At 71.1% G+C, this 22,492-nt stretch carries 23 protein-coding genes; 7 read left to right on the forward strand and 16 right to left on the reverse strand.

The genetic code is table 11. The features are described 5' to 3' along the window. The 6 genes from CCN37_RS15340 to rpmE form a co-directional block, all read right to left on the reverse strand. Nucleotides 1-778 (reverse strand): MraY family glycosyltransferase (locus CCN37_RS15340; protein ID WP_086821468.1); only part of this gene is annotated, 778 nt, incomplete at its 3' end. 9 nt (nucleotides 779-787) lie between these two features. Beyond that, entirely contained in the window at nucleotides 788-2,068 is a 1,281-nt protein-coding gene (gene glyA / locus CCN37_RS15345) for a serine hydroxymethyltransferase (protein ID WP_086821451.1), read from the reverse strand. A gap of 45 nt (nucleotides 2,069-2,113) precedes the next feature. Further along, nucleotides 2,114-2,779: an L-threonylcarbamoyladenylate synthase gene (locus CCN37_RS15350; RefSeq protein ID WP_371504234.1), complete on the reverse strand. Its 666-nt coding sequence runs from the start codon at nucleotides 2,777-2,779 to the stop codon at nucleotides 2,114-2,116. Between the two features lie 287 nt (nucleotides 2,780-3,066). Then, nucleotides 3,067-3,903: a peptide chain release factor N(5)-glutamine methyltransferase gene (gene prmC / locus CCN37_RS15355; RefSeq protein WP_086821470.1), complete on the reverse strand. Its 837-nt coding sequence runs from the start codon at nucleotides 3,901-3,903 to the stop codon at nucleotides 3,067-3,069. A gap of 52 nt (nucleotides 3,904-3,955) precedes the next feature. After that, entirely contained in the window at nucleotides 3,956-5,032 is a 1,077-nt protein-coding gene (gene prfA, locus CCN37_RS15360) for a peptide chain release factor 1 (protein ID WP_086821452.1), read from the reverse strand. Between the two features lie 106 nt (nucleotides 5,033-5,138). Further along, nucleotides 5,139-5,354, reverse strand: a complete 216-nt coding sequence (gene rpmE / locus CCN37_RS15365; protein ID WP_086821453.1) for a 50S ribosomal protein L31 — start codon at nucleotides 5,352-5,354, stop codon at nucleotides 5,139-5,141. A 214-nt stretch (nucleotides 5,355-5,568) separates the two neighbouring features. Between rpmE and CCN37_RS15370 the strand changes: the two genes are divergently transcribed. Further along, complete coding sequence (locus CCN37_RS15370) at nucleotides 5,569-5,970, forward strand: hypothetical protein (RefSeq protein WP_143261615.1); 402 nt, start codon at nucleotides 5,569-5,571, stop codon at nucleotides 5,968-5,970. Nucleotides 5,971-6,034: 64 nt separating this feature from the next. Here CCN37_RS15370 and CCN37_RS15375 read toward each other — a convergent pair whose 3' ends face one another. The 8 genes from CCN37_RS15375 to argS all read right to left on the reverse strand — a co-directional run bounded on the left by CCN37_RS15375 (nucleotide 6,035) and on the right by argS (nucleotide 16,912). Continuing rightward, nucleotides 6,035-6,730 carry a response regulator transcription factor gene (locus tag CCN37_RS15375; RefSeq protein ID WP_246843065.1) on the reverse strand — a complete coding sequence of 232 codons (696 nt, stop codon included), beginning with the start codon at nucleotides 6,728-6,730 and terminating at the stop codon, nucleotides 6,035-6,037. A gap of 33 nt (nucleotides 6,731-6,763) precedes the next feature. Then, entirely contained in the window at nucleotides 6,764-7,648 is an 885-nt protein-coding gene (locus CCN37_RS15380) for a sensor histidine kinase (protein WP_168200685.1), read from the reverse strand. A gap of 274 nt (nucleotides 7,649-7,922) precedes the next feature. Further along, the gene (gene rho, locus CCN37_RS15385) at nucleotides 7,923-10,103 is read right to left on the reverse strand and encodes a transcription termination factor Rho (RefSeq protein ID WP_086821457.1); all 2,181 of its coding nucleotides are present in this window, start codon (nucleotides 10,101-10,103) and stop codon (nucleotides 7,923-7,925) included. A gap of 403 nt (nucleotides 10,104-10,506) precedes the next feature. Then, the gene (thrB, locus tag CCN37_RS15390) at nucleotides 10,507-11,409 is read right to left on the reverse strand and encodes a homoserine kinase (RefSeq protein WP_086821471.1); all 903 of its coding nucleotides are present in this window, start codon (nucleotides 11,407-11,409) and stop codon (nucleotides 10,507-10,509) included. 8 nt (nucleotides 11,410-11,417) lie between these two features. Next, a complete protein-coding gene (gene thrC, locus CCN37_RS15395) occupies nucleotides 11,418-12,506 on the reverse strand; it encodes a threonine synthase (RefSeq protein ID WP_086821458.1) in 1,089 nt (362 codons plus the stop codon). Next, nucleotides 12,503-13,834, reverse strand: coding sequence for a homoserine dehydrogenase (locus tag CCN37_RS15400; protein WP_086821459.1), 1,332 nt, complete (start codon nucleotides 13,832-13,834; stop codon nucleotides 12,503-12,505). Before CCN37_RS15400 ends, thrC begins: the two co-directional genes overlap by 4 nt. A gap of 1 nt (nucleotide 13,835) precedes the next feature. Beyond that, nucleotides 13,836-15,254, reverse strand: coding sequence for a diaminopimelate decarboxylase (gene lysA, locus CCN37_RS15405; RefSeq protein WP_086821460.1), 1,419 nt, complete (start codon nucleotides 15,252-15,254; stop codon nucleotides 13,836-13,838). Then, nucleotides 15,251-16,912 carry an arginine--tRNA ligase gene (gene argS, locus CCN37_RS15410; RefSeq protein ID WP_086821461.1) on the reverse strand — a complete coding sequence of 554 codons (1,662 nt, stop codon included), beginning with the start codon at nucleotides 16,910-16,912 and terminating at the stop codon, nucleotides 15,251-15,253. The genes lysA and argS overlap by 4 nt, the downstream gene beginning before the upstream one ends. 157 nt (nucleotides 16,913-17,069) lie before the next feature. Between argS and CCN37_RS15415 the strand changes: the two genes are divergently transcribed. The 3 genes from CCN37_RS15415 (at nucleotide 17,070) to rho (CCN37_RS15425) (ending at nucleotide 19,971) form a co-directional block, all read left to right on the forward strand. Further along, nucleotides 17,070-17,906: a DUF3105 domain-containing protein gene (locus tag CCN37_RS15415; RefSeq protein ID WP_086821462.1), complete on the forward strand. Its 837-nt coding sequence runs from the start codon at nucleotides 17,070-17,072 to the stop codon at nucleotides 17,904-17,906. After that, on the forward strand, nucleotides 17,899-18,633 hold the full coding sequence (locus tag CCN37_RS15420) for a DUF305 domain-containing protein (RefSeq protein WP_246843066.1): 735 nt from the start codon (nucleotides 17,899-17,901) through the stop codon (nucleotides 18,631-18,633). Before CCN37_RS15415 ends, CCN37_RS15420 begins: the two co-directional genes overlap by 8 nt. Before the next feature lie 261 nt (nucleotides 18,634-18,894). After that, a complete protein-coding gene (rho, locus tag CCN37_RS15425; protein WP_086821463.1) occupies nucleotides 18,895-19,971 on the forward strand; it encodes a transcription termination factor Rho in 1,077 nt (358 codons plus the stop codon). 528 nt (nucleotides 19,972-20,499) lie between these two features. On the opposite strand, the gene CCN37_RS15430 is transcribed toward rho (CCN37_RS15425), so the two are convergent. After that, a complete protein-coding gene (locus CCN37_RS15430; protein ID WP_086821464.1) occupies nucleotides 20,500-20,829 on the reverse strand; it encodes a cupin domain-containing protein in 330 nt (109 codons plus the stop codon). Between the two features lie 70 nt (nucleotides 20,830-20,899). Between CCN37_RS15430 and CCN37_RS15435 the strand changes: the two genes are divergently transcribed. Further along, a complete protein-coding gene (locus CCN37_RS15435; protein WP_086821465.1) occupies nucleotides 20,900-21,316 on the forward strand; it encodes a hypothetical protein in 417 nt (138 codons plus the stop codon). Between the two features lie 48 nt (nucleotides 21,317-21,364). Here the strand turns inward: CCN37_RS15435 and CCN37_RS15440 are convergent, their stop codons facing one another. Then, nucleotides 21,365-21,580 (reverse strand): hypothetical protein, encoded by a 216-nt coding sequence (locus CCN37_RS15440; RefSeq protein WP_143261616.1) that lies wholly within the window; start codon nucleotides 21,578-21,580, stop codon nucleotides 21,365-21,367. A gap of 145 nt (nucleotides 21,581-21,725) precedes the next feature. Here CCN37_RS15440 and bcp point away from each other — a divergent pair, with 145 nt between their 5' ends. After that, nucleotides 21,726-22,199, forward strand: coding sequence for a thioredoxin-dependent thiol peroxidase (gene bcp, locus CCN37_RS15445; RefSeq protein WP_086821467.1), 474 nt, complete (start codon nucleotides 21,726-21,728; stop codon nucleotides 22,197-22,199). A gap of 100 nt (nucleotides 22,200-22,299) precedes the next feature. Next, nucleotides 22,300-22,492, forward strand: a 193-nt coding sequence (locus CCN37_RS15450; RefSeq protein WP_210408041.1) for a hypothetical protein, incomplete at its 3' end; no start/stop codon positions are given.

Below are 22,492 nucleotides of genomic sequence, written 5' to 3' on the forward strand. Positions count from 1 at the left end.
TGCTGGCCGCGGCCAGCATCAGTCCGATCAGCATCGACCCCGAATCACCCATGAAGATCCGCGACGGCTGGAAGTTGTGCGGCAGGAACCCGACGCACGCCCCGGCCAGGGTGGCCGCCATCAGCGCCGCGGGGTAGGCGTTGCTGCCCTTGCCCGCGATCAGCACCATGGTGAAGGCGCAGGTGGCCAGGGCAGCGATCATCCCGATCCCGGCGGCGAGGCCGTCGAGCCCGTCGACCATGTTCAGCGCGTTGATCATGGTGACCGCGAGCAGCACCGTGAGCAGCGCGCCCTGGTCGCCGTCGAGGATGATCAGCTGCCCCATGCCGGTCTTGGTCCCGCCCCACGGCACCCAGAACAGGAACCACTGGACGCCGAAGAGCACCAGCAGGCCGGCCGAGGTCACCTGGCCCGCCAGCTTGGTCAGCGAGTCCAGCTCGAAGCGGTCGTCCAGCGCCCCCACCAGCACGATCACCGCACCGGCGATGGCGACGCCGATGACCTCGGAGGAGATCGTGAAGGAGTTGCGCAGCACCGGCAGGTGCAGCGCGAGGAGCATGCCCGCGAGCACGCCGCCGAACATGGCGACGCCGCCCATCCTCGGTTTGGGCTGCGCGTGCACGTCCCGTTTTCGCGGGTACGCGACGGCGCCCACCTTGAAGGCGAGCTGCCGGACGAGGCCGGTGAGCAGGAAGGTCACCGCTGTGGAGACCAACAGGACGAGAAAGAACTCTCTCACCGGCAGACCAGCGGGATTGAAGGCAGGCGATGGGCCCACGGTGGACGATTAACCTCGCGGATAGGCAGGGTTGGCGGCGACCAGGTCGGCGACGGCACCCGCGACGGAAGCCAGTTCGGCGTCCCCGCTCCCGGTACCGCGTTCAGCGCGGACCGCACGGCCGATCAGGCGTGCGATCTCGGCCATGTCCGTCTCGGTCATCCCCTGCGTGGTGACTGCCGGAGAACCGATCCGGATACCGGAGGCGGTCATCGGCGGGGCTGGGTCGTACGGAATCGCGTTCTTGTTCAAAGTGATCTTGGCAGCCCCGGTGCGGGCCTCCGCCTCTGCCCCCGTCACGCCGATGGGGCGCAGGTCGATCAGGGCGAGGTGGGTGTCGGTGCCGCCGGAGACCGGCCGCATCCCCTCGGTCTCCAGGCCCTTCGCCAACGCGACGGCGTTGGCGACGACCTGCGCGGCGTAGGCCTTGTACTCCGGGGAGGCGGCTTCCTTGAGCGCGACCGCCTTGGCGGCCACGTTGTGCATCAGCGGACCGCCCTGGCTGAACGGGAAGACCGCCTTGTCCAGCGCCTTGGCGTGCTCGGCGCGGGAGACGATCATGCCGCCGCGCGGGCCGCGCAGCACCTTGTGCGTGGTGAAGGAGACGACGTCGGCGTGCGGCACCGGCGACGGGATCGCCCCGCCCGCCACGAGGCCGATGAAGTGCGCGGCGTCGACCCAGAGGATCGCGCCCACCTCGTCGGCGATCGCGCGGAAGGCGGCGAAGTCGAAGAGCCTGGGGTAGGCGGTGGCACCCGCGACGATCATCTTCGGCCGGTGCTCCAGCGCGAGCTCGCGCACCTGGTCGTAGTCGATCAGCTCGGTGTCCTTGTCCACCCCGTACGGGACCGGGTTGAACCACTTGCCGGAGAAGCTGACCTTGGAGCCGTGGGTGAGGTGGCCGCCCTGCTTGAGGTCCATGGCGAGCACGGTGTCGCCCGGCTTGCAGAAGGCCGCGTACACGGCGAGGTTGGCACTGGCGCCGGAGTGCGGCTGGAGGTTGGCGTGCTCGGCGCCGAAGAGTTCCTTGGCGCGGGCGATGCCGATCTCCTCCGCCTTGTCGACCTCCTCGCAGCCGCCGTAGTAGCGGCGTCCGGGGTAGCCCTCGGCGTACTTGTTGGACAGCGTCGAACCGATCGCGGCGAGCACGGCGGGACTGGTCAGGTTCTCGCTCGCGATGAGTTGGAGCCCGCCACGCAGCCGGTCCAGCTCGCCGAGAACGACGTCGGCGATCTCCGGGTCGGTGGACTGGAGGGCGGAGAAGTCGGGGCCCCAGAACGGCGTTGTCACTGCGTTTGCTCCTGTCGTAGGGCGGCGCGAATCGCGTTTCGTACGCTACCGCGCAAGTTCGACCTCGGTGCCCACGACCTCGGCCACATCGGCGAGGCTGACGGCACCTTCACGCAGCACCAACGGGTGTGGACCGGTGAGGTCCACGATGGTGGAGGCGACCGGGTCCCCGGACGGCCCTCCATCCAGATAGACGGATACGGAGTCCCCGAGTTGCTCCTGTGCCCCGATCGCGGTAGTCGCCGGCGGGTGACCTGAGCGGTTCGCGCTGGAAACGGCCATCGGGCCGACCTCGCGCAGCAGGTCGATGGCGACCGGGTGCAGCGGCATGCGGATCATCACCGTGCCCCTGGTGTCGCCCAGGTCCCAGTTCAGCGAGGGCGCGTGCGGCAGCACGATCGACAGCCCGCCCGGCCAGAACGCCTCGATCAGCAGCCGCGCCTGGTGCGGGACCGAGAGCACCAGACCGTCCACAGTGGACCAAGAGCCGACCAGGACCGGCAACGGCATGTCCCGCCCGCGCCCCTTGGCGTCCAACAGGCTCTGCACCGCCGAGGAGTCGAAGGCGTCGCACCCCAGCCCGTAGACGGTGTCGGTCGGCAGCACCACCAGCTGCCCGCTCCGCACGGCGCCCGCCGCGGCGGCCAGCCCGGCCTCGCGCTGCACCGCGTCGTTCTCGTCGGCCCCACCACACGCGTACACCATGCTCACCCCCAGCACGATAGCCCCGCGCCCGCTCCGCACGATCGGGGCGCCCACCCCCGGTACGCCCGTCTTCAAGCACCCCGCTCATCGCCAACCACCGCGCCCGCCCCAACGGCGCCTTTGGTGCGCTGAACTCCCTGAACGACCCCTTCAGTGCGTTCGAAGCCCTGAACGACCCGTTCGGTGCGCTGTGGAGTACCTGAACGACCCGTTCAGTGCGTTGGAGGACCTGAACGGGTCGTTCGGGGCGATGAGGTCCGGTCGGGTGGTGCCCAGCTCGGGTGGTGCCCAGCTCAGGTGGTGCGCAGGGCGGTGGTGAAGCGGGGGCGGCCGGCGAGGTCGGCGTGCGGGGTCACGGCGGTGAGGACCTTGCGGGTGCTGAGCAGGTCGGGGACGACCACGCCGTGGGTGTCGTCGTGCTCGATCGCCACCCCGCCGCCGGGGCGGAGCAGGCGCGCGGCGGCGGTCACGACGTGCCGGATGACCGAGAGGCCGGAGTCCGCCGCGAAGACCGCGTGGGGCGGGTCGTAGTCGGCGACCTCGGGCGGAACGGGGGTGCCCTCGGGGACGTAGGGCGGGTTGCACAGCACAAGGTGCACGGTCCCGTCGAGCTGCGCCAGCACCTTCGGGTCGGTCACGTCGCCGGAGTGCAGGCGGATCGGGGTGTCGCCGTTGTGCGAGCGCGCGTCGGCGTTGTGGCGGGCCCAGGCGAGCGCGGTCTGGTCGAGCTCGACGGCGTGCACGACGGCGTCGGGGCGCTCGTGGGCGAAGCCGAGGGCGAGAGCGCCCGATCCGGTGCAGAGGTCGACGACGACGGGCTCGCGGACAGCGGCGAGCAGGCGGAGGCCCCACTCCAGCAGCAGCTCGGTCTCCGGGCGCGGGACGAACACGCCGGGTCCGACGTCGAGCAGCACCCGGCCCATGGCGGCGTTGCCGAGGATGTGCTGGAGGGGCTCGCGGGTGGCGCGGCGGCGGACGAGCTTGTGCAGCTGCTCGATCGAGGCCGGGTCCACCAACGGGATCGTTGGCAGCCGTCCGCGCTCGACGCCGAGCACGTGGGCGGCGAGCAGTTCGGCGTCCACGCGGGGGCTGGCCACGCCCGCGGTGGCCAGGATGCGCTCGGCGTCCATGACGGCGAGGCGCAGGGGCTGTCGGTTGTTCACGCTGGGCACCGCTTCATGATCACCCTTGCTGGCCGAGCCGCTCCGCGCGGTCCGCCTCGGCCAGCGCGCCGAGCACGCCGTCCAGCTCGCCGTCGAGCACCTGGTCGAGGTTGTAGGCCTTGTAGTTCACCCGGTGGTCGGAGATCCGGTTCTCCGGGAAGTTGTAGGTGCGGATGCGCTCGGAGCGGTCCACGGTGCGGATCTGGCTGCGCCGGGCGTCGGAGGCGGTGCGCGCGGCCTCCTCCTCGGCGAGCGCCTGCAACCGGGAGCGCAGCACCTGCATGGCGCGGGCCTTGTTCTGCAGCTGGGAGCGCTCGTTCTGGCAGGACACCACGATGCCGCTGGGCAGGTGGGTGATCCGGACGGCGGAGTCGGTGGTGTTGACGCTCTGCCCGCCCTTGCCGGAGGAGCGGAACACGTCGACGCGCAGGTCCTTCTCGTCGATCTCGACCTCGACGTCCTCGGCCTCCGGGTAGACCAGGACACCGGCGGCGGAGGTGTGGATGCGGCCCTGGGACTCGGTCACCGGGACCCGCTGCACGCGGTGCACGCCGCCCTCGAACTTGAGCCTGGCCCACACGCCGTCCGGGCCCTCGCCGCGGCCCTTGATGGCCACGGTGGCGTCCTTGTGGCCGTTGAGGTCGGAGCGGACCTCGTCGAGCAGTTCGGTGCGCCAGCCCTGGCGCTCGGCGAAGCGCAGGTACATCCGCAGCAGGTCGCCGGCGAACAGCGCGGACTCCTCGCCGCCCTCACCGGACTTGATCTCCATGACCACGTCGGCGGAGTCGTGCGGGTCGCGCGGCAGCAGCAGCTCGGTGAGCTTGGCCTCCAGCACGGGGATGCGCGCCGCCAGCTCGTCGGCCTCCTCGGCGAAGGAGGCGTCCTCCTTGGCCAGCTCCTTGGCCGCGACGAGGTCCGAGCGCAGGCCGTCCAGTTCCTTGACGGTCAGCGCGATCGGGGCCAGCTCGGCGTAGCGGCGGCCCAGCCTGCGCGCGGCGACCGGGTCGGAGTGCACGTCCGGGTCGGCCAGCTGACCCTCCAGCTCGGCGTGCTCGGCGAGCAGCGCGTCGACGGATTCGGCAACTGATCGGGTCACGGGGTGCTCCGGAGGTCGGTGGTGGCGCCAAGTGTGGCAAGTGCCCAGGTGGACACGCGAAGCGCCCGCCCGGATCTGCTCCGGACGGGCGCTTGAGCGTGTGGGGCTACTTCGCCGCGCGCTTGCCGTAGCGCGCCTCGAAGCGGGCCACGCGACCGCCGGTGTCCAGGATCTTCTGCTTGCCCGTGTAGAACGGGTGGCAGTTGGAGCAGACCTCGACGTGGATCGCACCGGACTGCTTGGTGCTGTGCGTCGTGAAGTTGTTCCCGCAACCGCAGGTCACGTTGGTCACCACGTAGTCCGGGTGGATGTTGCTCTTCACCTGTGTGTCCTCTTCTCTCGACGGCCGCCGGGTCCCCTGCTCCTGGTCAGGACGTGGGGTGAACCGGTGCCAGACTTCGACCTACCAGTGTGCCAGACGCCGTGCCAGCTCCCGGCACGTGCCCGTCGAGCCACCCGTCGCACCCCGCCGACCACCCGCCGAAGGTGAAGGCGAAGCGCCTTCCCTTCTTCACGTTCGGCAGCAGACTGGGCACGTGGGGTGCACAGCGCAGCGTCGTCTCTCCCTGGCCGGGTGGCTGGGGTTGCCGCTGCTGTTCATCGGCATGGTCGCGGGCCTCAACGGTGCGTTGTTCCTGGTCAGCGCGGCCCCGGTCGAGTTGAGCAGCGCGCACTCCGGTGCGGCCGCCGCACTCGCCGTCGCCACCAGCGGGGAAGTCCGCTGGAACGCCTCCTGGCAACGGCACTGGGTGCGCTGGCCGTGGGCTGCAACGCTGCTCGTCGGCGGGCTATTCCTGGACGGCGCGCTCGTCCCCGCCCTGCCCGCCACCGCCGTGGGCGTTCTCGCCACCTCCGTGTTGATCGCCGGCCTGCACCGCGCACAGCGCCGCGAGCAACAGTGCGCCGAGGACGACGACCACCTGGTCGTCGGTACCTGAGCCGCGCGCACCGCTGTCCGCTCCCGCCCGCTCGCGCCCCCGACCGGGCGGGAGCGGACAGCAGCTAGGAGAGCCTGGCCAGGCCGACCTTGAGCGCGAAGATCGCCAGCTGCACCCGGTTGTCCAGGCCGAGCTTGGCCAGCACCTTGGTGACCCGGTTCTTCACCGAGGGCTCGCTCAGGCCCAGTTCGGCGGCGATGCCCGCGTTGGACAGCCCGGAGGCGACCAGCCGGACCACCTCCACGTCGCGCCTGGTCAGCAGCTCGGTCCCGGCCAGCTCGGACTCCTCCGGCTCGACCATCCTGCGCACCGTCTGCTGGATGAGCCTGCCGGTCACCCCGGGGCTGAGCATGCCGTCGCCGGCGGCGACCACCCGGACCGCGTGCGCGATCTCGTCGGGCGTCGCGTCCTTGCGCAGGAACCCGCTGGCCCCCGCCCGCAGCGCGGAGTGCACGTACTCGTCGGAGTCGAAGGTGCTCAGGATCAGCACGCGCGGCCGGGGTTCCGGCGTCGTCCAGTCGGAGAGCAGCCGCCTGGTCGCGGTGATCCCGTCCATCACCGGCATCCGCACGTCCATCACGAGCACGTGCGGCCGGAGGCTGAGCGCGGCGCCCAGCGCGGAGAGCCCGTCGGCGGCCTCGCCGACGACCTCGATCGGCGGCCGCCGCGCCAGCAACGCGGCCAGCCCGGTGCGCACGACGACGTCGTCGTCGGCGAGCAGCACCCGAATCGGATCTGGTGATCCGAACACCCCACTCACGACTAGCCCACCCATCAACGCTCCGCGGCCGGACTACGCGGTCCGGTCCACTGCCAGGCCGGTTCTGCTCACGGGAACAGCGGCCAACACGCGATACCCGCCGCCGGAGACCCGCCCGGTCTCCACCCGCCCGCCGAGGCGGCGCACGCGCTCCCGCATCCCCCGCAGGCCGAAGCCGGTCCCGGGGAACAGGCGCCTCGGCCGGTCGACGCGACAGCGCTCGTTGCTGACGCCCACCACCAGCTCCGCGCCGACGATCTCCACTCGCACCAGCACCCTCGTCGGCGAGGAGTGCCGGACCACGTTGGTCAGCGCCTCGCGCAGCACCCAGTACAGCTCCGCGCCGACCTCCTGCGGCAGGTCCGCGCCGAGCTCCCCCACCCGCAGCTCGACCTCGTTGCCCGCGGCCTCCGCCACGCGGACGAGCTCGGCGACGCCGTCGAGGCCGCGCGCACGCGCACCGGCTTCGCCGCGCAGGTGGGCCACGAGCTCGCCCAGGTCGGCGACAGCCGCGCGACCGCTCTCGCGGATCTCGTTGGTAGCACTGGAGATCTCGCTCCGCTGCTCCGGAACGAGGTCGTCGAGCAGATAGGTCCGCACGCTGATCGCGCTCAGGTGGTGGCCCAGCACGTCGTGCAGATCGGCCGCGAGCCGGAGCCGCTGATCACGCAGCTCCTCGGCGTGGCGCCGCTCGACTGAAACGAGAAAACGTTGCCGCACAACAATTCCCGATAAGCACGCCACAGCGAACAGCGACAACTCCACGAGCAGGCTGGGCACGTCGACCGCACCGCGGATCAGGACGGTGACGATCAGGGCGGTTGCGGCGAGGAACAGGGCGGCCAACCCCAGGTCGGGTCGACGCCGATCCCCGCGCAGTCGCGCACGCACGCGCGTCGCCTCCCCGTCCGAGAGCACCAGTGATCCCCGATTAGTTGCTTACCCGGCGGTTCACGGTCCGACCAGGGTCGAACCATCCTTCCACCGCAATGGCGCAATCGCACAGAGTTACCGATCTCACGTGTTCGCCGAGATCGACAACTGTCCGATCTACCGGAGTACATCGAACAGACGGCTCCGCACAGGTGAATTGATCACCATTCACGAAATTGGCTCGTGCGTTTCCGCCACAAACGCTCGGCGGCCCCCGCTCCGAAGAGCGGGGGCCGCCGAGGAGGTGGTGCGGCGACGATCAGTCGTCGTTGTTGCCACCGGGGCTGTTCTTCGCGACCTGCATCAGGAACTCGATGTTGGTCCGGGTCTTGCGCAGCTGGGTGAGCAGCAGGTCGATCGCCTGCTGGTCGTCCAGCGCCGAGAGCACGCGGCGCAGCTTGTGCGTGACCGCGAGCTCGTCCGGCGAGAGCAGCAGCTCTTCCTTGCGGGTACCGGACGCGTCCACGTCCACCGCCGGGAAGGTCCGCTTGTCGGCGATCTTGCGGTCCAGCTTGAGCTCCGCGTTACCGGTGCCCTTGAACTCCTCGAAGATGACCGTGTCCATCGTGGACCCGGTCTCCACCAGCGCGGTGGCGAAGATGGTCAGCGAACCGCCACCCTCGATGTTGCGCGCGGCGCCGAGGAAGCGCTTGGGCGGGTAGAGCGCGGTGGAGTCCACACCACCGGACAGGATGCGCCCGGACGCCGGGGCCGCCAGGTTGTAGGCGCGGCCGAGGCGGGTGATGGAGTCCAGCAGCACGACCACGTCGTGGCCGGCCTCGACCAGGCGCTTGGCCCGCTCGATGGACAGCTCGGCGACCGTGGTGTGGTCGGCCGGGGGCCGGTCGAAGGTGGAGGCGATGACCTCACCCTTGACCGAGCGCTGCATGTCGGTGACCTCTTCGGGCCGCTCGTCCACCAGCACGACCATCAGGTAGCACTCGGGGTTGTTCGTGGTGATCGCGTTGGCGATCGCCTGGAGCACCGAGGTCTTACCGGCCTTCGGCGGGGACACGATCAGCGCGCGCTGCCCCTTGCCGATGGGCATCACCAGGTCGATGACGCGGGTGGTGAGGATGTGCGGCTCGGTCTCCAGGCGGAGCCGGTCGTTCGGGTACAGCGGCGTCAGCTTGGTGAACTCGGGACGGTTGCGCGCCGCCTCGGGCTCGACACCGTTGATGGTGTCCACGCGGACGAGCGGGTTGAACTTCTGCCGCTGCTGCTCGCCGTCGCGGGGCTGGCGCACCGCACCGGTGATCGCGTCACCCCGGCGCAGGCCGTGCCTGCGCACCAGGGAGAGCGAGACGTAGACGTCGTTCGGCCCGGACAGGTAGCCCGAGGTGCGCACGAACGCGTAGTTGTCGAGCACGTCGAGGATGCCGGCCACCGGGAGCAGCACGTCGTCCTCGCGGACCTCGGTCTCGCGGTCGCCACCGGAGCCACGGCCGCTACCGCTGCCACCCTCCTCGCCACGGCCACCGCGGTTGCGGCGACGGTCGCGGAAGCGCCGACCGCGCCTGCGGCCGCCGTCCTCGTCGTCATCGTCGTCGCGGACCTGCTCGCGCTCGCGCTGCTGGCCGCGCTCACCACGGTCGCCACGGTCTCCGCGTTCCCCGCGGTCGCCACGCTCACCGCGATCTCCACGGTCACCGCGCTCGCCACGGTCGTCCCGGTCCCGGTTGCGGCCACGGCCGCCGCGCTCGCCCCTCTCGGAACGCTCACCGCGCTCACCGCGCTCGGAACGGTCACCCCGCTCGGGGCGCTCGGACCGCTCGCCCTGCTCCTCGCGGTCGCCACCGCGCTGGTTGCGGCGCTCGGAACGCTCACCGCGCTCACCGCGCTCGGAACGGTCACCCCGCTCGGGGCGCTCGGACCGCTCGCCCTGCTCCTCGCGGTCGCCACCGCGCTGGTTGCGGCGCTCGGAACGGTCACCACGGTCACCGCGCTCGCGGCCGGAGTCCTGGCGCTGGCCCCTGTCCTGCTGGCCCTTGTCCTGCTGCGGCGCCTCCGCCTTCTCCTCGACGGCGGCCGGAGCCGGAGCCTCGGTGGCATCGCCGCGCTCGGCGTCCGGGCTGCCCGCGGGACGCGAGACGGCACGGCGCCTGCTGCGGCCACGGCGGGTGTCGCCCGCGGCGTCGGCGTCGGCGGCCGGGGCCTTGACCTCGGCGGGGGCGGACTTGGCCGGTGCAGGAGCGCTCTCGGCCTCGGGCAGCGGGAGCTGCGCGGCCTGCTTGGCACGCCCCCCGGACCCTCCGCCCTGGCGCTCCTTGATGGCAGCGATCAGGTCACCCTTGCGCATCCCGCTGGTGTTGCCGATGCCCAACTCTCCCGCGAGTTGGCGAAGCTCGGCGAGCACCATCCCGGAGAGGCCACCGCGCCTCTTGGGGGCGGTCCCGTTCGAAGCGGGGGCGTCGCTGCTCAACAGTTCTGTGTCGCTCACACATGTCCTTCCTGACCGGAACGCGCCTCCTACGCGAACCAGCGGAGCGCTGCCGCCGCGGGACGCGGGAACAGCGCTTCAAGTCCAGTCTCGGTGGGGCCTCGCGGAACCTCGGGGTATCGCAGGCGATCATGGCCACCGATACGGAACTCGTCAGTCACTGCGGTGGTCGGGTACCCGAGTGCGCCGACCTTGTCGTGGTTGGGCCACAAGGTCAACACTCAACGGGAGATGCGACCCGGAGACATGTGTCCGGGAACTGCACCGGCGACCGTGCGCGCGGTGACTGATGGTGCAAAGCGTAGACCCCGCCGCAGACCGGTGCAACAACCGGGCACCCCCGACGCGCCGCGAAGGGCCTTGTCTACCTGTGCTTTAGCGCATCCGGGTGAGGAAGATCGACTCATTCGGCCCCGGACGCGCCCCTCGGCACGACCTCGGCGCGCACGCCGTCGAGGTCCACGGGCAGCCGGTGCGCGGTGAAACCGCCCAGTGGCAGCCCTTCCGGCAGCGCGCCCGCCCCCGTCGGCAGCGCGAGCACGGTGGGTCCCGCCCCGGAGATCGCGGCGGCGATCCCGGCTTCCCGCAAGGCGTCCACGAGCCGCATGGACTCCGGCCACGCCGGTCGGCGGTACTCCTGGTGCAACCGGTCGGCCATCGCGTCCAGCAGCAGGTCAGGACGGTCGGTGAGGGCGTGCACGGCCAGCGCCGCGCGCCCCGCCGCGAAGGCCGCGTCCCGGTGCGGGACCCGCTCCGGGAGCAGCCCGCGCGTCATCGCGGTCGAGGATGTGACCTCCGGCACGAACGCGATCGGGGCCAGCTCAACGTGCGGCTCGACACGCACGGCGCGGTGCTTGAGGCCGTCGTGCCACGCGATCACCGCGCCGCCGTGGAAGCTCGCGGCGGCGTTGTCGGCGTGCCCTTCGAACTCCGCGGCCAAGTGCAACGCGTCATCATCGAGCTTGTGCCCGGCGAGCGCGTAGCCCGCCGCGACACCCGCGACGACGGCCGCTGCGGAGGAGCCGAGGCCGCGCGCGTGCGGAATGTTGTTATGACATCGAAGCCGCAGGCCGGGCGCGCCGAAGCCGCACGCGTCGAAGGCGGCGCGGATCGCGCGCACGACGAGGTGCGACTCGTCCTGGGGCACCTGGCCAGCGCCCTCGCCGACGACCTCGATCCGCAGGCCGTCCTCGGCGAGTTCGACCTCCAGCACGTCGTGCATGGCCAGCGCCATGCCGAGCGCGTCGAAGCCCGAGCCCATGTTGGCCGTGGACGCGGGAACGGTCACACGAACAGCGCTGTTCACGGCGGACCTCACCTCAGGTCGAGAGCGGCGGCGATGACGCCCGGTTCCACCGGGAGCGCCTCGACCTCGGGGACGTCGCGCAGCGCGGTGTCGGGGTCCTTGAGGCCGTGCCCGGTCACCGTGCAGACCACGAGCGATCCCTTGGGCATCCGCCCATCGCCCGATGTGAGCAGCAGACCGGCGACGCTCGCGGCCGAGGCGGGCTCGACGAACACGCCCTCGCGCGCCGACAGCAGCCGGTAGGCGTCGAGGATCTGCTCGTCGGTGACCGCGTCGATCAGGCCCTCGGAGTCGGTTTTCGCCGTCATGGCGCCGTTCCACGACGCGGGGCTGCCGATCCGGATGGCCGTGGCGATGGTCTCCGGGTTCGAGATCGGCGCGCCGTGCACCAGCGGCGCCGCGCCCGCGGCCTGGAAGCCGAACATCCTCGGCGCGGTCTCGACGACCCCGTCGGCGGCGTACTCCGAATAGCCCTTCCAGTACGCGGTGATGTTGCCCGCGTTGCCGACCGGGAGGCAGTGCACGTCGGGCGCCCTGCCGAGCACGTCGCAGATCTCGAACGCGGCGGTCTTCTGGCCTTCGATGCGCACCGGGTTGAGCGAGTTGACCAGCGAGATCGGGTACTCCGCCGCGGTCTTGCGCGCGAGTTCGAGGCAGTCGTCGAAGTTGCCGTCCACCTGGAGGATGCGCGCGCCGTGCGCGACCGCCTGGGCCAGCTTGCCGAGCGCGATCTTGCCGCGCGGCACCAGCACCGCGCTGGTCAGCCCGGCCCTGGTGGCGTAAGCCGCGGCGGAGGCGGAGGTGTTGCCGGTGGAGGCGCAGATGACGGCCTTGCTGCCCTCGGCGAGCGCGTGCGTCATCGCGACCGTCATGCCGCGGTCCTTGAAGGAGCCGGTGGGGTTGTGGCCCTCCACCTTCAGCAGCACGCGGCAGCCGGTCAGCTCCGACAGGTGCGGGGCCTCCAGCAGCGGCGTCCCGCCCTCGTGCAGGGTCACGACCCGCGCGCCGTCCGGCACGGCCACCCGGTCGCGGTAGGCGTTGATGATCCCCGGCCAGCCCGCGCTGACCGGACTGAGCTGGTTGTGGGTAGCGGTCACTGTTCCTCGCCCTCGACACGCATCACGCTGACCACCTCGCGCACGACGGGCAGTCCGGCGACTTTGTCCACTGTGGACCGAAGAGCGGCGTCGGGGGCGGCGTGGGTGACCACCACCAGGCTCGCGGAGGGCTCGTGGTCGCGGCCCTCCTGCCGCACCGCGGCGATGCTCACGCCGTGTTCGGCGAAGACCGCGGCGACCTGCGTCAGCACGCCCGGTTGGTCGGCGACGTCCAGGCTGATGTGGTAGGCCGTCCTGGTCTGGCCCATCGGCCGGACGGGCAGCTCGGCGTAGGCCGACTCCCTCGGTCCGCGTCCGCTGGCCACCCGGTTGCGGGCCACCGCGACCAGGTCGCCGAGCACCGCGCTCGCGGTCGGCGCTCCCCCGGCGCCCTGGCCGTAGAACATGAGCTGACCGGCGGCGTCGGCTTCGACGAACACCGCGTTGAACGCGCCGCCGACGCCCGCGAGCGGGTGCGACTTCGGGATCATCGCCGGGTGCACGCGCACCGAGACGGCCTCGTCGCCCTCCGCGTCGGTGACGCGCTCGCAGATCGCCAGCAGCTTGACCGAGCGGTCCAGCGAGCGGGCCGCCGCGATGTCGGCCGCGGTGACCGACGAGATGCCCTCACGGTGCACGTCGGCGGCGGTGACCCTGGTGTGGAAGGCGATCGAGGCCAGGATCGCGGCCTTGGCGGCGGCGTCGAAGCCGTCGACGTCGGCGGTCGGGTCGGCCTCGGCGTACCCGAGCCTGCTCGCCTCCTCCAGCGCCTCGGCGTAGCCGGAGCCGGTCGCCTCCATCGCGGAGAGGATGTAGTTCGTGGTGCCGTTGACGATGCCCATGACGCGGGTGATCCGGTCACCGGCGAGGGATTCGCGCAGCGGGCGCAGCAGCGGGATCGCCCCGGCGACCGCGGCCTCGAAGTAGAGGTCGGCCCCGGAGTCGTCGGCGGCGGTGAACAGCTCGCCGCCGTTCTCCGCCAGCAGCGCCTTGTTCGCGGTCACCACGGACTTGCCCGCCGAGAGCGCGTCGACCAGCAGCGTGCGCACCGGCTCGATACCGCCGATGACCTCGACGACCACGTCGACGTCGGGCCGCGAGACCAGCGCCGTGGCGTCGGTCGTCAGCAGCTCGGCGGGCACGTCGCGGTGCTTGTTCGGCCTGCGGACCGCGATACCGGCCAGCTCCACCGGGGCACCGATGCGGGCGGCGAGGTCATCGGCCTGCTCGTGCAGCAGCCGCACCACTTCGGTGCCGACCGTGCCGCAGCCGAGCAGGGCGACCTTGATCGGCGTTGCCCCGGTCGGGTTCGAAGCTGTGCTCGTCAACTCACGCCTCCAGGCGGAAGAGGTCTTCCTCGGTCTCCCGCCGCAGCAGCACCCGGGCCTGGCCGTTGCGCACGGCAACGACGGCGGGCCTGACCAGCCGGTTGTAGCCGTTGGCCATGGCGTAGCAGTAGGCGCCGGTCGCCGCCACCGCGAGCAGGTCGCCGGGCGCGATGTCGCCCGGCAACCAGCAGTCTCGCACCAGAACGTCCCCGGACTCGCAGTGCTTGCCCACCACTCGGGACAGCACCGGCTCTGCCTCGGCCGATCGGGAGGCCAGGCGGCAGTCGTACTCGGCGTCGTAGAGCGCCGTGCGGATGTTGTCGCTCATCCCGCCGTCGACGCTGACGTAGCGCCGCCCGGTGCCGCCGCCGAGCTCCAGGTCCTTGATGGTGCCGACCTCGTAGAGGGTCGCGGTGCCCGGGCCGACGATCGCCCTGCCCGGCTCCACGGCCACCTTGGGCACGGGGATGCCCGCCTGGCCGCACTCGCGCTCCACGATGGACAGCAGCTGCTCGGCGAGCTTGGCGGGCGGGGGCGGGTTGTCCGTCGGCAGGTAGGCGATGCCGAGCCCGCCGCCGAGGTCCACAGTGGACAGATCGGCGAGCGCGTCGGCGCCGTGCTCCTTCCGCAGCTGGGCCAGCAGGCCGATCACCCGGTGCGCGGCGATCTCGAAGCCGTCCGCGTCGTAGATCTGCGAGCCGATGTGGCTGTGCAGGCCGATCAGCGACAGGCCCTCGGCCTTGAGCACCCTGGCTGCGGCCTCGGCCGCGTCCCCCGCCGCGAGGGAGAAGCCGAACTTCTGGTCCTCGTGCGCGGTGGCGATGAACTCGTGCGTGTGCGCCTCGACGCCGACCGTGACGCGGATCATCACCGGCTGCACGACACCGCGCTCGCGGGCGATCTGGTCGAGCCTGGCGATCTCCAGGAAGGAGTCGACCACGACGACGCCGATCCGCGCTTCCACGGCCGCGGTCAGCTCGGCGACCGACTTGTTGTTGCCGTGCAAGGCGATCCGCTCACGCGGGAAGTCCGCACGCAGCGCGATGGCCAGCTCGCCGCCGCTGCACACGTCGATGCCCAGGCCCTCCTGGGCCACCCAGCGGGCGATCTCCACCGACAGGAACGCCTTGGAGGCGTAGTGCACCAGCGCGGCGTCGCCGAAGGCCTCGGCGTGCTCGCGGCAGCGCGCGCGGAAGTCGTCCTCGTCCATCACGAACAGCGGCGTGCCGAAGCGCTCGGCGAGATCGCGCGCGTCCACCCCGGCGAACTCCACCGCGCCCTGGTCGGTGCGGCGGGCGTTGCGGGGCCAGACGTTGGCGTGCAGCTCGTCCTGCTCCGGGAAGGAGACCGGGCGGGGGCCCGCGGTGTTCGCGGGCACGATGACGTCGGCGTGCCGGGGACCGGCGGGGTGCGCTCTCACATTCGCTCCGGTGCGCTCACGCCCAGCAGGGCAAGTCCGTTGGCCAGCACCTGGCGGGCGGCGGCGCAGAGGTGCAGCCGCGGCACGGCCACCTCGCTGACCTCCTCGTCACCGCGCGGCAGGATGCGGCAGGCGTCGTAGAAGCGGTGGTAGGCCCCGGCGAGGCCCTCCAGGTAGCGGGCGACGCGGTGCGGCTCGCGCAGCTCGGCGGCGGAGGCCAGCACGCGCGGGAACTCGCCCAGCGTGCGGATCAGGTCGCCCTCGCGCTCGTGGGTGAGCAGCGAGAGGTCCGCGTCCGCCACGTCGCCCAGCTCGATGCCCAGTTCGGCGGCGGAGCGGCCGAGCGAGGACAGCCGGGCGTGCGCGTACTGCACGTAGAAGACGGGGTTGTCGCTGGTCCGCTTGCTCCACGTGTCCAGGTCGATGTCCAGCGTGGAGTCGGCGGAGGCGCGGATCATGGCGTAGCGCGTGGCGTCCACGCCGATCGCGTCGACCACGTCGTCCATGGTCACGACGTTGCCGGCGCGCTTGCTCATCCGCACCGGCTTGCCCTCGCGGACCAGGCTGACGAGCTGGCCGATCAGCACCTCGACGGTCGCGGGGTCGTCACCGGCGGCGGCAGCGGCGGCCTTGAGCCGGGCGATGTAGCCGTGGTGGTCCGCGCCGAGCATGTAGATGCACAGGTCGAAGCCGCGGGCGCGCTTGTCCTGGAAGTAGGCGATGTCACCGGCGATGTAGGCGGGCGCCCCGTCGCTCTTGATGACGACGCGGTCCTTGTCGTCGCCGTAGTCGGAGGACCGCAGCCACCAGGCGCCGTCCTTCTCGTACAGGCTGCCCTGTGCCTTCAGCGCCTCGACGGCGGTGCCCACGGCTCCCGACTGGTGCAGGGAGTTCTCGTGGAAGTAGACGTCGAAGTCGGTGCCGAACTCGTGCAGGCTCTTCTTGATCTGCTCGAACATCAGGTTCACGCCGACCTTGCGGAAGGTCTCGTCCCGCTCGGCGTCGGCCTGCTCCAGCGCCTGCGGCGCGGCGGCGAGGACCTGGCTGGCGATCTCGCCGATGTACTCGCCGCCGTAGCCGTCCTCGGGAGCGGGCTCGCCCTTGGCGGCGGCGACGAGGGACTTCACGAAGCGGTCGATCTGCGCGCCCGCGTCGTTGAAGTAGTACTCCCGGGTCACGTCGCCGCCCTGAGCGCTGAGCACCCGGCCGAGCGCGTCGCCCACCGCGGCCCAGCGGGTGCCGCCGAGGTGGATCGGCCCGGTCGGGTTGGCGGAGACGAACTCCAGGTTGATCTTGCGCCCGGCCAGCGCGGCGCCCTTGCCGTAGTCGTCCCCGGCGGTCAGCACGGCGCGGACCAGCCCGGCGGTGGCGTCGGCGGCCAGCCGCAGGTTCACGAAGCCCGGTCCCGCGACCTCGGCGGAGTCGATCGCGTCGGTCGTCGCCAGCGCCGTGCTCAGCTCCGTGGCGAGCTCGCGCGGGTTGACCCCGAGCTTCTTGGCGACCTGCATCACGAGGTTGGTGGCGTAGTCGCCGTGCTCGGGGTTGCGCGGTCGCTCGACGGTCACCTGGGCCGGCAGGACCGCGGTGTCGAGACCGCGGGCGGTCAGGACGTCGACGGCGGCGGAACGGACCAGTTCGGCGAGGGCTGCGGGGGTCACCGGGCAAGTCTAGGGATACCCGAACGGAGCAGTGAAACGACTTCCCCCGCTCCCGTCTGGTGGGAGCGGAATAGGCCGTTGAGCTGACCCCGGCTTGACCTGGTGTCCTTAGACTGGCGCCCGGTTGGTGGGCGGCGAGGGAACGAGGACCGAGGGCATGGCCAGCGGCAAGAACAGCAAACAGGCCCGGCGCAACGCCAGCGCGGCGCGCGCGGCGGCGGCGATCAAGAAGCCGAAGCCGTGGGGTCTGGTGGCCGCGCTCGTCGCGATCGTGGTGTTCGCCGGCGGCGTGTTCGGTTTCGTGCACTTCCAGCAGGCCGACAAGCAGGCCAAGCTCGACGCGCTCGCGCCGTTCACGCCCTCGCAGTCCAACCAGGACCCGTCGAAGCAGATCAAGGGCGTTGTCCACAAGGACTACAAGCCGCAGAGCCACGTCTCGCCCGCCGACCGCGTCGCCTACGACCAGTCGCCCGCCTTCGGCGGTCCGCACGACGGCTACTGGGCGGCCTGCATGGGCAACGTCTACGAGCGCCCGGTCCGCACGGAGAACATGGTCCACTCGCTGGAGCACGGCGCGGTGTGGATCGCCTACCACCCCGACAAGGTCAAGGGCGCCGACCTCGAAGCGCTGCGCAAGCGCGTGGTGAACCAGCAGTTCATCATGATGTCGCCGTACCCGACGCTGGACAGCGCGGTGTCGTTGCAGTCCTGGGGGCGCCAGCTCAAGGTGGACAGCGCCAACGACGAGCGCATCGACCAGTTCGTCCACGCGCTGCGCCGCAACCAGTACACCTACCCCGAGCTGAACGCCTCCTGCGACGCGCTCGGGCCGGGTGCCTTCGACCCGGACAACCCGCCGCCCTTCGACGCGACCCCGCCCGGCCCGGACGCCAAGCCGATGAACTACGAGCCGCCCGCGCCGCCGCCCTCCGGTCAGCCCGGTCAGCCCGGTCAGCCCGGTCAGCCCCAACCGCAGCCGGGTTCCGGTGGCTGACCAGGACTCGGCCGACCGAGACGCGGCCGCCGAGATCGGCTCGGACCAGCCGCCCGGGGAGACCTCGACCGCGATGCGGGTGCTCGTGGTCTCCGTCGCGGTGCTCGCGGTGCTGCTCCTCGGCGCCGCCGGCGGGCTGCTGCTGGGCCTGCCCGGCGGTCACGGCGTGCCCGCCAGCAACTCCGTCGACGTCGGCTTCGCCCAGGACATGAGCGTGCACCACCGGCAGGCGGTGCAGATGGCGGGCTGGGCGCGCGACCACAGCACCGACCAGGCCGTCCGGCAGATCGCCTTCGACATCGAGACCAGCCAGCTCGGCCAGGTCGGCCGGATGGAGGGCTGGCTAGGGCTGTGGGACAAGCCGGAGCTGCCCGCATCGGGCAAGTACATGAAGTGGATGACCGGTCCGGAGGCGGTGGCGCACGGGCACGGCGCGACCAACCCCAACGACCCCGGTGTGGACATCATGCCCGGCATGTACACCCAGCAGGAGTGGCAGCGCCTGCGCTCGCTGTCCGGGCGCGAGCTGGACGTGATGTTCCTCCAGCTGATGCTGCGCCACCACCAGGGTGGGACGCAGATGATGGAGTACGCCGCGAAGTACGCGACCAACCCGCAGGTGAAGAACCTCGCGCAGAGCATGCTGCTGTCGCAGGGCAAGGAGACCCAGACGCTGCGCACGTTGCTCACCGCGCGCGGTGGCCAGCCGCTCCCGCCGCCGAGCTGATCGTTGGTGTGACGCCCCCGACCGGACCGGTCGGGGGCGTTTCGCTTGCCAGGACCGTGGCGGCGATGTACCTTCGGCTCATCTGCTCTTGCTGGATGACTCTCCGGTAAATGTTCCGGTTCCCACAAGAGATCTGATCGCTCTCCACTCCACGCACATCCCGCGTGTCGACTCGGAGCAGCACCCTCATCAAGGCCGAAGTCCGTCGCACCGCACGGGGCCTCCGGCCGCGCCCAACGCTGTCCGGAAGGACTTCACACCATGAACACCATCACTGGAATCCTTGACGTACAAGGAAAATCCGCGTCACTGCTCGCCGAGGACGGCGAGCGCGTCAGCGTCCCCCTGTCCCTCGTCCGCAAGCACGGCCTGCGCCGAGGCGACACCGTCGGCGGTCCCGTCGACACCCGCTTCGCACTGTCCGAAGTGGACAGTCTGAACGGTGGTTCGCCGGAGAACTCCCGTAACAGGCCCGAATTCACGTCGCTGACGCCGATTCACCCCGACGAGCGACTGCGCCTGGAGACCGAGCCGCACCGGCTCACCAACCGCGTCATCGACCTCGTCATGCCGGTCGGCAAGGGGCAGCGCGCCCTGATCGTCGCGCCGCCCAAGGCCGGGAAAACCACTGTGCTGCAAGACATCGCGCACGGCATCAGCAAGAACCACCCGGAGTGCCACCTGATGGCGGTGCTCGTCGGCGAGCGCCCCGAGGAGGTCACCGACATCCAGCGCTCGATGCCCGGCGAGGTCATGGCGTCGACCTTCGACCGCCCGCCCGCCGAGCACATCTCCGTGGCGGAGCTGGCGATCGAGCGGGCAAAACGCCTCGTCGAGAGCGGCCGCGACGTCGTGGTGCTGCTGGACTCGCTGACCCGCCTCGGCCGCGCGTACAACCTCGCCGCGCCCGGTTCGGGCCGCGTCCTCAGCGGTGGCATCGACGTGAGCGCGCTGCACCCGCCGAAGCGCTTCCTCGGCGCCGCGCGCAACATCGAGGGCGGCGGCTCTCTGACGATCTTCGCGACCGCGCTCGTCGAGACCGGTTCGCTCGGCGACGGCGTGACCTACGAGGAGTTCAAGGGCACCGGCAACGCCGAGCTCAAGCTCGATCGCAGGACCGCCGGTCGCCGCGTCTTCCCGGCGGTCGACATCGAGCAGTCCAGCACGCGCCGCGAGGACCTGCTGCTCACCCCGGAGGAACTGGTGCTCACCAGGACCCTGCGCCGCGCGCTGAACACCCGCGAGCACAACGGGATCGACCAGCTGCTGGACGGCCTCCGCAAGGCGCCCACCAACGCGGAGTTCCTGCTGCGCCTGGCAGCGCACCAGCCCCACTGACACCCCGGATCGCGCCCCCGGATCGCGATGGCCAGCAGTGCGCCCAGCCAGCAGGCGAATCCGTTGGCACGGAACACTTTTCGCATCACCGATCACACCGCACGACACGCAGTCAGCGAATCACCTTGCGCGCCAAGGCTTCCCGCGCACCACCGCGCTTCTCCCCAGCACGTCGCGGGGTTCACCAGTCTTCAAATACCCCAAACCCTCGCGAGCAGCGGGGCATGTCGCGGGTTGACGATGGCCAACAAGGGCGCTCGGCGGGCCTTGTAGCCCCCGAGCGGCACCAAGACCCAACATCGGCGGCTCAACCACCGCATCCCCTTCCCCAACACACCCCTCCTCACGCGCCCGTTCCCCAGCGCGCCGCTTCCCCACGCGCCCGTTCCTCAACGTGCACCTTCCTCAACGCGCGCCCTGACGCGGGCGAGGGTGGCTTTCGCACGGCCGGGGAACCCCCCGCTTTCAACACTGCCAGAGCGGCGTGACCGAGGGCGAGCGGAGCGGGTGGTGTGGGCGGAATTCGTTTCACGCCAAGGGGATCGTGGGCGGAGACTTGAACTCCAGCCAGGTGCTGTCGGTCACCGCGACCACGGAGTGAGGCACTCCGCGCGGGTGCACGACGACCTCACCGGCGCGCAGTTCGACCGGTTCACCGTCGAGCGTGCCGATCACGTGGCCGCTCATCAGGTGCACGTGGCTGTCGTGGTCGTGGCTGTGCACGGGGCTCGCGACGCCCGCCGGGTAGGCGATCTCCAGCAGCACCCCGAGCTCGCTGCGCGACCGCACCCGGTAGCGCCCTTCCCCGCCGAGCAGGGGCAGTCCTTCGACGACTCGCAGCGGCTTCCACTCCGTCATCCCCCGAGCTTGACACGCGTTATCGTAACGGTGTTTTATAACGCCGTTCCCAAACGACGCGGAGACCACCATGACCATCCAGCTCAGCCCGGCGTCGCAGTCGATCGCCGGGGTCGTCCTGCTGACGATCGTGACCATCGAGTTCGGCGGCTGGTTCCTCACCAAGATCGCGCGCGGCGACGTGCCGATGACCCAGTTCCAGAAGAACTTCGCGCGGGCCGGGCACGCGCACGCCGGAGTGCTCGTCACGCTCGGCCTCGTCTGCCTGGTGCTGGCGGACGCGACCGCGCTGGAGGGGTTCGCGGGCTACGTCGCGCGGGCGGGAGTGCCGTTCGCGGCGATCCTGATGTCCGCCGGGTTCTTCGCCTCCTCGATGGGGCGCGGCGAGGTGACTCGGCCGAACAAGCTCTTCGCGCTCGTGTGGCTCGGGGCGCTCTCCCTCGCCGCCGGAGTCCTCACGCTCGGCATCGGCCTGCTGACCGCATGAGAAAGCGGCGTCCGGTCATCCGGCCGCCGCCTCGAAGTCGGGCGTGGATCAGCCGTACACGTGCAGCTGCCACTTCCACTTCCAGAACACGAACTTGCACTCCGCGCCGACGATGCCGTCGCGGATCACCCTGGCTTCCTTCTCGCAGGCGTCGAAGCTCGAGAAGTACTTGCCGGTCGGGGCGGCGGACGCGCTCAGCGGCGTGACTGCCAGCAGGCCGGTGATGGCGGCGCCCACGAGAAGGGCCTTTGCGGCTCGCACCATGAGTCTCTCCCAGTGTGAGGTGGACGAACGGGAGTTGGACCGGTGGCGACCGCTTCCGGTTGCACTTTCGTCCGCTTTGTCCCCCCTTCAGGGGGCGCGGGACGCTCGCGTGGCGCTGTCGGGGGCACGGGCTAGCGTCTGCGCCATGACCGAGCAGAAGCGCCTTGCCCCCGGTGACACCGCGCCGGGGTTCACCCTCCCCGACGCCGACGAGAAGCCGGTGTCACTGGCCGACTTCAAGGGCAAGCACGTGGTCGTCTACTTCTACCCGGCCGCGAGCACCCCGGGCTGCACCAAGCAGGCGTGCGACTTCCGCGACAGCCTCGCCGAGCTCAACGGCTCCGACCACGTGGTGCTCGGGATCTCCCCGGACAAGCCCGCGAAGCTGGCCAAGTTCCGCGACGCCGAGGGCCTGACCTTCCCGTTGCTCTCCGACGTGGACAAGACCGTGCTCACCGAGTGGGGAGCCTTCGGCGAGAAGCAGATGTACGGCAAGACCGTCACCGGAGTCATCCGCTCCACCTTCGTCGTCGATCCGGACGGCGTGATCAGCAAGGCGATGTACAACGTGCGCGCGACCGGGCACGTCGCGAAGCTGCGCCGCGAGATCGGCGTCTGAGGCAACCTGCCTGACCAGGGCTTCCGTACGGCGCGACCGGCCGGGAAGTTGCCGGGGAGCACCCACAACTTTCGGGTGAAGGACCCGCGTAACACCGGCCATGAGACCTGTGGTCGTCCTGGTCAGCGCGGCCGTCGCCGCCGTGCTGCTGACGTGTGCCGCGCTGTTCGCCTCCGCGGGCGGGGACCCCGTTCCCAGCACCGCCTTCCCCGAGGTCGTGCTCGGCTCCCCCAGTGCGCCCGAGCCCGGGTACCGACCGGCCGTCCCGGACCCCCGCGACACCCCCGCACCGC

It is taken from the genome of Allokutzneria sp. NRRL B-24872, from assembly GCF_002155965.1.
Taxonomy (GTDB): Bacteria; Actinomycetota; Actinomycetes; order Mycobacteriales; family Pseudonocardiaceae; genus Allokutzneria.